Origin of the sequence: Pseudomonas fuscovaginae SE-1 (assembly GCF_000364705.1) — a bacterium.
In the GTDB taxonomy this organism is placed as follows: Bacteria; Pseudomonadota; Gammaproteobacteria; order Pseudomonadales; family Pseudomonadaceae; genus Aquipseudomonas; species Aquipseudomonas fuscovaginae_A.
In genome coordinates this window covers 1-10196 of the sequence record NZ_AQOH01000022.1, presented here as the reverse complement: position 1 = coordinate 10196, position 10196 = coordinate 1, and the positions used below count along the sequence as shown (strand labels likewise).

Annotated in this window: 8 protein-coding genes; 1 reads left to right on the top strand and 7 read right to left on the bottom strand. The window is 60.9% G+C overall.

Annotated features, from left to right (window positions below; all coding sequences use genetic code 11):
- Positions 1-51 precede the first annotated feature (51 nt).
- From K675_RS0103290 to K675_RS0103260, 7 genes are all read right to left on the bottom strand, one after another.
- Entirely contained in the window at positions 52-972 is a 921-nt protein-coding gene (locus K675_RS0103290) for an ABC transporter permease subunit (protein WP_026144880.1), read from the bottom strand.
- Positions 969-2111, bottom strand: a complete 1143-nt coding sequence (locus K675_RS0103285; RefSeq protein WP_017902084.1) for an ABC transporter ATP-binding protein — start codon at positions 2109-2111, stop codon at positions 969-971. Before K675_RS0103285 ends, K675_RS0103290 begins: the two co-directional genes overlap by 4 nt.
- Positions 2112-2188: 77 nt before the next feature.
- Complete coding sequence (locus tag K675_RS0103280) at positions 2189-3283, bottom strand: polyamine ABC transporter substrate-binding protein (protein ID WP_026144879.1); 1095 nt, start codon at positions 3281-3283, stop codon at positions 2189-2191.
- A gap of 198 nt (positions 3284-3481) precedes the next feature.
- Entirely contained in the window at positions 3482-4591 is a 1110-nt protein-coding gene (locus K675_RS0103275; RefSeq protein ID WP_080635301.1) for a polyamine ABC transporter substrate-binding protein, read from the bottom strand.
- Between the two features lie 174 nt (positions 4592-4765).
- Positions 4766-6130 (bottom strand): aspartate aminotransferase family protein, encoded by a 1365-nt coding sequence (locus K675_RS0103270; protein WP_017902081.1) that lies wholly within the window; start codon positions 6128-6130, stop codon positions 4766-4768.
- Positions 6131-6186: 56 nt separating this feature from the next.
- A complete protein-coding gene (locus tag K675_RS0103265; protein WP_017902080.1) occupies positions 6187-7545 on the bottom strand; it encodes a glutamine synthetase family protein in 1359 nt (452 codons plus the stop codon).
- A 41-nt stretch (positions 7546-7586) separates the two neighbouring features.
- Positions 7587-8363, bottom strand: a complete 777-nt coding sequence (locus K675_RS0103260) for a gamma-glutamyl-gamma-aminobutyrate hydrolase family protein (RefSeq protein ID WP_017902079.1) — start codon at positions 8361-8363, stop codon at positions 7587-7589.
- A 278-nt stretch (positions 8364-8641) separates the two neighbouring features.
- Between K675_RS0103260 and K675_RS0103255 the strand changes: the two genes are divergently transcribed.
- Positions 8642-10018 carry a glutamine synthetase family protein gene (locus tag K675_RS0103255; RefSeq protein WP_020481031.1) on the top strand — a complete coding sequence of 459 codons (1377 nt, stop codon included), beginning with the start codon at positions 8642-8644 and terminating at the stop codon, positions 10016-10018.
- The last annotated feature ends 178 nt before the right edge of the window (positions 10019-10196 follow it).

Here is a 10196-nt window from a genome sequence, read left to right as displayed (position 1 = left end):
AGATGAACAGCAGACCCACCACCAGCATCAGGTTCGAGAAACTGAAGCGCTTCATACCCGGCCCTCCATTTCCTTGGCCTGACTGCGGTTGAACAGGATGATCGGGACGATCAGGATCGCCAGCATCACCACGGCGAGCGCGGACGCCACCGGCCAGTCACGGTTGTTGAAGAACTCCTGCCACAGCACCTTGCCGATCATCAGGGTTTCCGGACCGCCGAGCAGCTCGGGGATCACGAACTCGCCGACCACCGGGATGAACACCAGCATGCAGCCGGCGATGATGCCGTTCTTCGACAGCGGCACGGTGATCTTCCAGAAGCTGTTGAAGGTGCTCGAACCCAGATCGGACGCGGCCTCCAGCAAGCTGGCATCGTGCTTCACCAGGTTGGCGTAGAGCGGCAGGATCATGAACGGCAGGTACGAATAGACCACGCCGATGTACACCGCCAGGTTGGTGTTGAGGATCTGCAGCGGTTCGCTGATCAGCCCGGTCCACAGCAGGAAACCGTTGAGCAGCCCGTTGTTGCTGAGGATGCCCATCCAGGCGTAGACGCGGATCAGGATCGCGGTCCAGGTCGGCATCATGATCAGCAGCACCAGCACGGTCTGCACTTCCTTGCGGGCCTTGGAGATAGCGTAGGCCATCGGATAGCCGATCAGCAGGCACAGCAGTGTGCTGATGAACGCCATCTTCAACGAACCGAGGTATGCCGCCAGGTACAGCTCGTCGTCCCCCAGCATCGAGTAGTTGCCAAGGTTCAGCACCAGTTGCAGCTTCTGCTCGACGAAGGTGTAGATCTCGGTGTAGGGCGGAATCGCCACGTCCGCTTCCGCGAAGCTGATCTTCAGGACGATGAAGAACGGCAGCATGAAGAACAGGAACAGCCAGATGAACGGGATCCCGATGACCACATGACGGCCAGAGGGGGTTATTCGTTGCAGGCGGCGCTTGAGTTTTCGCATGTTCATGAGCGCAGTACCACGCCGCTGTCGTCTTCCCACCAGACGAACACCTCGTCACCCCAGGTCGGCCGCGCGCCCTGGCGCTCAGCGTTGGCGACGAAGGACTGAACCAGCTTGCCGCTCGGCAATTCGACGTAGAACACCGAGTGACCGCCCAGGTAGGCGATATCGTGGACCTTGCCGCGCGACCAGTTGTGCTCGCACTCCGGCTGGGTGGTGGTGACCAGCAGCTTCTCCGGGCGGATCGCGTAGGTCACGTGCTTGTCCTGCACCGAGGTGCTCACCCCGTGGCCGACGTAGATGGCGCGCTCCAGCTCCGGGCTGGCGATGCGCGCGTAGCTCTCGGCATCGTCGACCACTTCGCCTTCGAACAGGTTGACGTTGCCGATGAACTCGCAGACCAGGCGGCTGGTCGGGGTCTCGTAGACGTCGATCGGGCTGCCGATCTGGGCGATCCAGCCCAGGTGCATGATGGCGATCCGTTCAGCCATGGTCATGGCCTCTTCCTGGTCGTGGGTCACCATGACGCAGGTCACGCCGACGCGCTCGATGATCTCGACAAGCTCAAGCTGCATCTGCGAGCGCAGCTTCTTGTCCAGAGCACCCATGGGCTCGTCGAGCAGCAACAGCTTCGGACGCTTGGCCAGGGAACGGGCCAGGGCCACCCGCTGGCGCTGACCACCGGAGAGCTGGTGCGGCTTGCGCTTGGCGTACTGGCTCATCTGCACCAGCTTGAGCATTTCGGCCACGCGGGCATCGATCTCGGCCTTCGGGATCCTGTCCTGCTGCAGGCCGAAGGCGATGTTCTGCGCCACGGTCATGTGCGGGAACAGCGCGTAGGACTGGAACATCATGTTGATCGGCCGCTCGTAGGGCGGCATGTCGGTGATGTCCACGCCATCGAGGTAGATCCGGCCTTCGGTCGGCCGTTCAAAACCCGCGAGCATGCGCAGCAAGGTGGATTTACCCGAACCCGAGCCGCCGAGCAGGGCGAAGATCTCGCCCTTCTTGATTTCCAGGGACACATCGTCCACGGCGATCGTCTCGTCGAACTTCTTCGTGACCCGGTCGATCTTGACCAACACCTGCTTGGGTGATTGGTCGCCCTCGAGGGCTTTCTTGTAGGCGCCGGAGGCAACAGCCATTTGCAAAACTCCCAACAAAATTTACCGCGAGGCCCAGACGGCCTGGCATTGAATGGTTTGACCCGAGTCCTTGCGGACTACTTGCCCGACTTGATCCGGGTCCAGCTACGGGTCATCACACGTTGGATTTTCGGGGGTAGTTCCGAGTTGACGTAAAGCTTGTCCACAACAGCTTGCGGTGGGTAAACCGCTTCGTCGGTGCGCACGGCCTGATCCATCAGTTCGCCAGCCTTTGGGTTCGGGTTGGCATAGCCGACATAATCGCTGACCTGGGCGATCGCTTCAGGTTGCAGCAGATAATTGATGAAAGCGTGCGCCTCCTTGACGTTGCCGGCGTCCTTGGGAATCGCCAGCATGTCGAACCAGAGGTTGCCGCCTTCCTTGGGAATCACGTAGGCGATGTCCACGCCTTTCTTCGCCTCTTCGGCGCGTTTCTTCGCCTGGAACACGTCGCCGGAAAAGCCGGCCGCCACGCAGATCTCGCCGTTGGCCAGATCGCTGATGTACTTGGACGAGTTGAAATAGGTGACATACGGACGGACCTTGAGCAGTTTCTCCTCGGCCGCCTTGTAGTCCTTCTCGTTGGTGCTGTTGGGGCTCAGGCCCATGTAGTTGAGCACCGCCGGCAGCATTTCATCGGCGGAGTCGAGGAACGCCACGCCACAGCTGGAAAGCTTCTTGATGTTTTCCGGCTCGAACAGCATCGCCCAGGAGTCGATCCTGTCGACGCCCAGCACGGCCTTGACCTTCTCGACGTTGTAGCCGATACCGTTGGTACCCCACAGGTACGGCACCGCGTACTGGTTGCCCGGGTCGTTCTTCTCCAGACGTTTCATCAGCACCGGGTCGAGGTTGGCGTAGTTGGGCAGCAGCGACTTGTCGAGCTTCTGGAAGGCGCCGGCCTTGATCTGCTTGCCGAGGAAGTGGTTGGACGGGACCACCACGTCATACCCGGTGTGTCCGGCCAGCAACTTGCCTTCCAGGGTTTCATTGGAATCGAAGACGTCATATACCGGTTTGATACCGGTGGCCTTCTCGAAATCGGCCAGGGTTTTCTCGCCGATATAATCGGACCAGTTATAAATATGCACAGTCGGCGCAGCGTACGCACTGACAGTCAGCGTCAGGCCTGCGCCAACCAGCAAAGTCTTGCAAAACAAAGAAATAGACACTCGGAGGTCCTCTCAATAGTTGGGCCTGAGTTGCCCGGGCCATATGGCGATATACCGCCCGATGACAAAACCGGCGCGCAACTTACCCTCGATAAGCCGATCCAGCAAAAGTTTTCTTTGATTGATATCAGTCCTGCTGGAACCGGTACCCGGAAGAGCCCGGTTCCAGCAGGTGGAGCGGTGTTGCATCAGGCGGGATTATTTACCCGACTTGATCTTGGTCCAGCTGCGGGTCAGCTCACGCTGGGTAGCGGCAGGCAGGTCGGCAATGGCGTAGAGCTTGGCCTGCACGTCTGCTGGCGGGTAGATACCCGGGTCGCTGGTAATGCTCTTGTCGACCAGCGGCGTGGCCTTCTCGTTGCCGTTCGGGAAACGCACGCTGTCGGTGATCGCCGCCATGACTTCCGGCTTGAGCAGGTAGTTCATGAACTTGTAGGCACCGTCGACGTTTTCCGCGTCCTTCGGAATGGCGACCATGTCGTAGAAGCTGCCGGCACCTTCCTTCGGAATGGCGTAGCTGACTTTCACCTTGTCACCGGCTTCGGCGGCACGGGACTTGGCCTGCTGGATGTCACCCGAGTAGCCGACGGCCACGCAGATGTTGCCGTTGGCCAGGTCCGAGATGTACTTGGACGAGTGGAAGTAGGTGATCGAAGGACGGATCTTCAGGAACAGATCCTCGGCCTTCTTGATGTCATCCTTCTTCTGGCTGTCGGTTGGCAGGCCCAGGTAGTGCAGCGCGACCGGGATCATCTCGGTCGGCGAGTCGAGGAAGCTCACGCCGCAGCTCTTGAGCTTGGCGATGTTCTCCGGCTTGAGCAGGGTGTCCCACGAGTCGATCTTGTCCACGCCCAGCGCGGCCTTGACCTTCTCCGGGTTGTAGCCGATGCCGATCGAGCCCCACATGTACGGGAAGGCGTGCTGGTTGCCCGGGTCGCTGACCGAAACCGCCTTGAGCAGCGACTTGTTCAGGTTGTCGTAGTTGGACAGCTTGGACTTGTCCAGCTCCTGGTAGACGCCAGCCTTGATCTGCTTGGCCAGGAAGTTGTTGGACGGCACCACGATGTCGTAGCCGGACTTGCCGGCCAGCAGCTTGGCTTCCAGGGTTTCGTTGCTGTCGAATACGTCGTAGACGACCTTGATCCCGGACTCCTTCTCGAAGTTCGCGATGGTGTCCGGCGCGATGTAGTCGGACCAGTTGTAAACGTGCAGCACTTTATCGTCCGCGTGAGCGGCACCGGCCATCGCTCCGGCCAGGGACAGGGCCAGGAGAGTCTTGCCAGCGTTCTTCAAACCTAATGCCTTCATGCGTCATGCTCCAAATTTTTCTTTTTGACCAGCTGTTCGGCGGCCGATTTCCGGGCGACTCGGAACAGTGGGGTAGTCTGGCAAGATCCAAGGCCGGCTTTCAAGGAAAGACCCGCCTTTCTGATCACTCCGGGCGAAAGCGCCGACAACCCGCTCCCGCTCAGAGCCTAGCACCTAGCCCTGCAACGCACTCAGGGTCAGGTCCAGGCATTGACGCGCCTTGGTCACCAACTCGTCGATCTCGGCCTTGCTGATCACCAGTGGCGGGGCAATGATCATGGTGTCGCCGACGGCACGCATGATCAGCCCGTTGTCGAAGCAGAACTGCCGGCAGATCATGCCGACGCCCTTGCCTTCATAGCGCGCCCGGGTGGCCTTGTCCTTGACCAGTTCGATGGCCCCCAGCAGACCCACACCGCGAACCTCACCCACCAGCGGATGATCGTTCAGTTCCCGCAGTCGCTTCTGCAAATAGGGTGCCGTTTCGGCGTTGGCCCGCTCGATGATCTTTTCGTCGCGCAGAATGCGGATGTTTTCCAGCGCCACCGCCGCCGCCACCGGATGCCCGGAGTAGGTGAAACCGTGGTTGAAATCGCCGCCTTCGTTGAGCACCGCGACCACGTCGTCGCGCACGATCAGGCCACCCATGGGGATGTAGCCGGAAGTCAGGCCCTTGGCGATGGTCATCATGTGCGGCTTGAGGCCGTAGAAATCGCTGCCGAACCACTCACCGGTGCGACCGAAACCGCAGATCACCTCGTCGGCGACGAACAGGATGTCGTACTTGGCCAGGATCTCCCGGATCCGCGGCCAGTAGCTTTCAGGCGGCACGATCACGCCACCGGCACCCTGGATCGGCTCGGCGATGAACGCACCGACGTTGTCCACGCCCAGTTCGAGGATCTTCTCTTCCAACTGGTTGGCCGCCCAGATACCGAACGCTTCCGGGCTCATGTCGCCGCCTTCACCGAACCAGTACGGCTGCGGGATATGGACGATGCCCGGGATCGGCAGGTCGCCCTGCTCGTGCATGTAGGTCATGCCACCGAGGCTGGCGCCGGCCACGGTGGAGCCGTGGTAGCCGTTCTTGCGGCTGATGATGGTTTTCTTCTGCGGCTGACCCTTGATCGCCCAGTAGTGGCGAACCATGCGCAGCATGGTGTCGTTGCCTTCGGAGCCGGAGCCGGTGAAGAACACATGGTTCATGCCCTCGGGCGCAATCTCGGAGATCACCTTGGCCAGCTCCAGCGCCGGCGGGTGGGCGGTCTGGAAGAACAGGTTGTAGTAGGGCAGTTCGCGCATCTGCCGGCTGGCGGCGTCAGCCAGCTCGTCGCGTCCATACCCGACCGCCACGCACCACAGGCCGGCCATGCCGTCGAGGATCTGGTTGCCCTCGCTGTCCCAGAGGTAGACGCCCTTGGCGTTGGTGATGATGCGCGGGCCCTTTTCCTTCAATTGCTTGAAGTCGCTGAAGGGGGCCAGGTGATGATCACTGCTGAGGGTTTGCCACTCACGGGTTTGCGGGTTGTTGCTGGTCATACGGATCTCCTAGATTCCAGTGAGGGCGCAGCCAGTTGCCCGCCGCGCCCGCTGCATCAGACGGCGAAGAGCAGGAATTCCCGCTCCCACGAACTGATGACACGCTTGAAGTTTTCATGCTCGGCCCGCTTTACCGCGACGTAGCCAGTGATGAATTTCTTGCCCAGGTACTTCTCGATGGTCTTGCTGTTTTCCATGCGCTCCAGGGCGTCCTCGATGGTCAGCGGCAGGCGCAGGTTGCGCCGCTCGTAGCCACGACCGACCACTGGCGCGCTGGGTGTCATGCCTTCGACCATGCCGATGTAGCCGCACAGCAGGCTGGCGGCGATCGCCAGGTAGGGGTTGGCGTCTGCGCCCGGCAGGCGGTTTTCCACCCGGCGGTTCTGCGGGCCGGCATCCGGCACCCGCAGGCCGACGGTACGGTTCTCTTCGCCCCACTCCACGTTCACCGGTGCCGAGGTGTCCGGCAGGAAGCGGCGGAACGAGTTGACGTTCGGTGCGAACAGCGGCAGCAGCTCGGGAATCAGCCGCTGCAAGCCACCGATGTGGTTGAGGAACAGCTCGCTCTTGGTGCCGTCCTCATTGGAGAAGATGTTCTTGCCGGTCTGGATGTCGATGATGCTCTGGTGCAGGTGCATGGCACTGCCCGGCTCGCCGGTCATCGGCTTGGCCATGAAGGTGGCGGCGACGTCGTGCTTGAGCGCCGCTTCGCGCATGGTGCGCTTGAACACCAGGATCTGGTCGGCCAGGGACAGGGCGTCACCGTGACGGAAGTTGATTTCCATCTGCGCCGTGCCATCCTCGTGGATCAGCGTGTCGAGGTCCAGTTCCTGCAGTTCGCACCAGTCGTAGACGTCCTCGAACAGCGGGTCGAATTCGTTGGCCGCCTCGATGGAGAATGACTGGCGACCGATCTCCGGACGGCCGGAACGGCCCACCGGCGGCTGCAACGGATAGTCCGGGTCGTCGCTGCGCTTGGTCAGGTAGAACTCCATTTCCGGCGCCACGATCGGCTGCCAGCCACGGTCGGCATAGAGTTTCAGGACCTTCTTGAGCACGTTGCGCGGCGACAGCTCGATCGGGTTGCCCTGCTTGTCGTAGGTGTCGTGGATCACCTGCGCGGTCGGCTCGATGGCCCAGGGCACCAGGTACACCGCGTTGCCGTCGGGGCGGCAGATCATGTCGATGTCGGCCGGGTCCAGCAGTTCGTAATAGATGTCGTCTTCGACGTAGTCGCCGGTCACGGTCTGCAACAGGACACTCTCGGGCAGACGCATGCCCTTTTCGGCGATGAACTTGTTGGTCGGCGAGATCTTGCCGCGGGTGATGCCGGTGAGGTCGCCAATCATGCATTCGACTTCTGTGATCTTGTGGTCTTTCAACCAATCGGTGAGCTGGTCGAGGTTGTTACTCATAAGTGCCTCTGGGCTGGGTTTCCTGAGCTACATAATAGAAGTCAGGCGCTCGTTAAAGCATCAGTGTCGCGTTGTTTTGCCCGTTTTCGGCAGGCCTCGCCAAAAGCCTGGAAAATGGCGAGGTAGACCGGATTGGACAGGACCTGCCATTCCGGATGCCATTGCACCCCTAAAGCAAAAGCCTTGCCGCCTGCTACAGAGACCGCCTCGACCAGGCCATCCGGGGCCCGCGCCTCGATCCGCAGCCCCGTGGCGAGACGATCGACACCTTGGCCGTGAATCGAGTTGACCGCGAACTGCGCCGGCAGGCCCAGGCTTGCCAGGACACCACCCGGCTCCACAAGCATCGGATGCGCCGGACCGTACTGGACCTCCAGCGGCTGGCTCTCGTCTTCACGATGATCGATAAAGGTTCCCACTTCATGAACCTTCTGGTGCAGGCTGCCGCCAAACGCCACGTTCATTTCCTGGAAGCCGCGGCAGATACCCAGCACCGGCACACCCGCCGCCACGGCGGCACGGATCAGCGGCAGGGTGGTGCGGTCGCGTGCGGAATCATGAGCAGTGCCTGGCGCGCTGGCCGGGCCACCGTACAAATGCGGTTCGACGTTGGAGGGAGAGCCGGTGAAAAGAAGGCCATCGACGCTGTCCAGAATATCGGACGGTTCGAACAGTTCCGCCAGGGATGGAATGATCAGCGGCAAGCCCTTGGCAGCACTTGCGACTGCGCGGACATACTTGTCACCACTGATGTGATAACCATGCAAACCGACCTGTTTAGAGCAGGCGGTGACGCCGATCAACGGCAGGCGAGACATGAAGCACCCCGGTATTATTGCTGTTATGGGTTTTAATCGAGCTTAGCCTTGTTCATTTTTTTACACAACACCCCCGTAAAAAATACAACACGGCCCGCTCAAGCCTGCGGTACCCAAGCGGTTCTCGGGGAAAAAACCGCCCCAAAATGCCCCAAAAAAGCCACTCGAGCGCTTTTTCAGGGCAGAAATTGCCTCGCTTGACTTCGGCATGCCGTTCGGGTTGACTGAAACCAGAAAAGATCAATGATTGATATTTTTAACAACAAAGGTGTTGCATCATGTCGGTACCCCCGCGTGCCGTTCAGCTTAACGAAGCGAACGTGTTCCTTAAGGAACATCCTGAGGTTCTCTACGTCGACCTTCTGATTGCGGATATGAATGGTGTGGTGCGAGGCAAGCGCATCGAACGCACCAGCCTCCACAAGGTTTACGAGAAAGGCATCAACCTGCCGGCCTCCCTTTTTGCCCTGGACATCAACGGCTCGACGGTGGAAAGCACCGGCCTGGGCCTGGACATCGGCGACGCCGACCGGATCTGTTATCCGATCCCCGGCACCCTGAGCAACGAACCCTGGCAAAAACGCCCCACCGCGCAACTGTTGATGACCATGCACGAACTGGAAGGCGAACCTTTCTTCGCCGACCCCCGTGAAGTGCTCCGCCAAGTTGTAAGCAAGTTTGACGACCTCGGTCTGACCATCTGCGCCGCCTTCGAACTCGAGTTCTACCTGATCGATCAGGAGAACGTGAATGGCCGCCCGCAACCGCCCCGCTCGCCGATCTCCGGCAAACGCCCGCACTCGACACAGGTCTACCTGATCGACGATCTCGACGAATACGTCGACTGCCTCCAGGACATCCTCGAAGGTGCCAAGGAGCAAGGGATTCCGGCCGACGCCATCGTCAAGGAAAGTGCCCCGGCGCAGTTCGAGGTGAACCTGCACCACGTGGCCGACCCGATCAAGGCCTGTGACTACGCGGTGCTGCTCAAGCGCCTGATCAAGAACATCGCCTACGACCATGAGATGGACACCACCTTCATGGCCAAGCCCTACCCGGGCCAGGCAGGCAATGGCCTGCATGTCCATATCTCGGTGCTCGACAAAGACGGCAAGAACATCTTTGCCAGCGAGGATCCCGAGCAGAACGCCGCGCTGCGTCACGCGATCGGCGGTGTGCTCGAGACCCTGCCCGCGCAGATGGCCTTCCTCTGCCCCAACGTCAACTCCTACCGCCGTTTCGGCGCGCAGTTCTACGTACCGAACTCGCCGAGCTGGGGCCTGGACAACCGCACCGTGGCCTTGCGCGTACCGACCGGCTCGCCGGACGCCGTACGCCTGGAACACCGCGTGGCCGGCGCCGACGCCAACCCGTATCTGCTGATGGCCTCGGTCCTGGCCGGCGTGCACCATGGCCTGACCAACAAGGTCGAGCCACCGGCACCGACCGAGGGCAACAGCTACGAGCAGAACGAGCAGAGCCTGCCGAACAACCTGCGTGATGCCCTGCGCGAGCTGGACGACAGCGAGATCATGGCCAGGTACATCGATCCGAAGTACATCGATATCTTCGTCGCCTGCAAGGAAAGTGAGCTGGAGGAGTTCGAACACTCCATCTCCGACCTCGAGTACAACTGGTACCTGCATACCGTGTAAGCGGTTGCGGTAATAGAAGGAAGAACGCCGCCGGCCCTGGGCCCGCGGCGTTTTTTTTGGCAGGAACATCGAGGCGCTTTGTTCGCGGTGGCTGACACCCCGACAAGCCCGCGTCGGGGCGCCGTACCACTTTGTGGCGAGCGGGCTTGTCGGGACGCCGCACCGCCGCGCTCGGCTG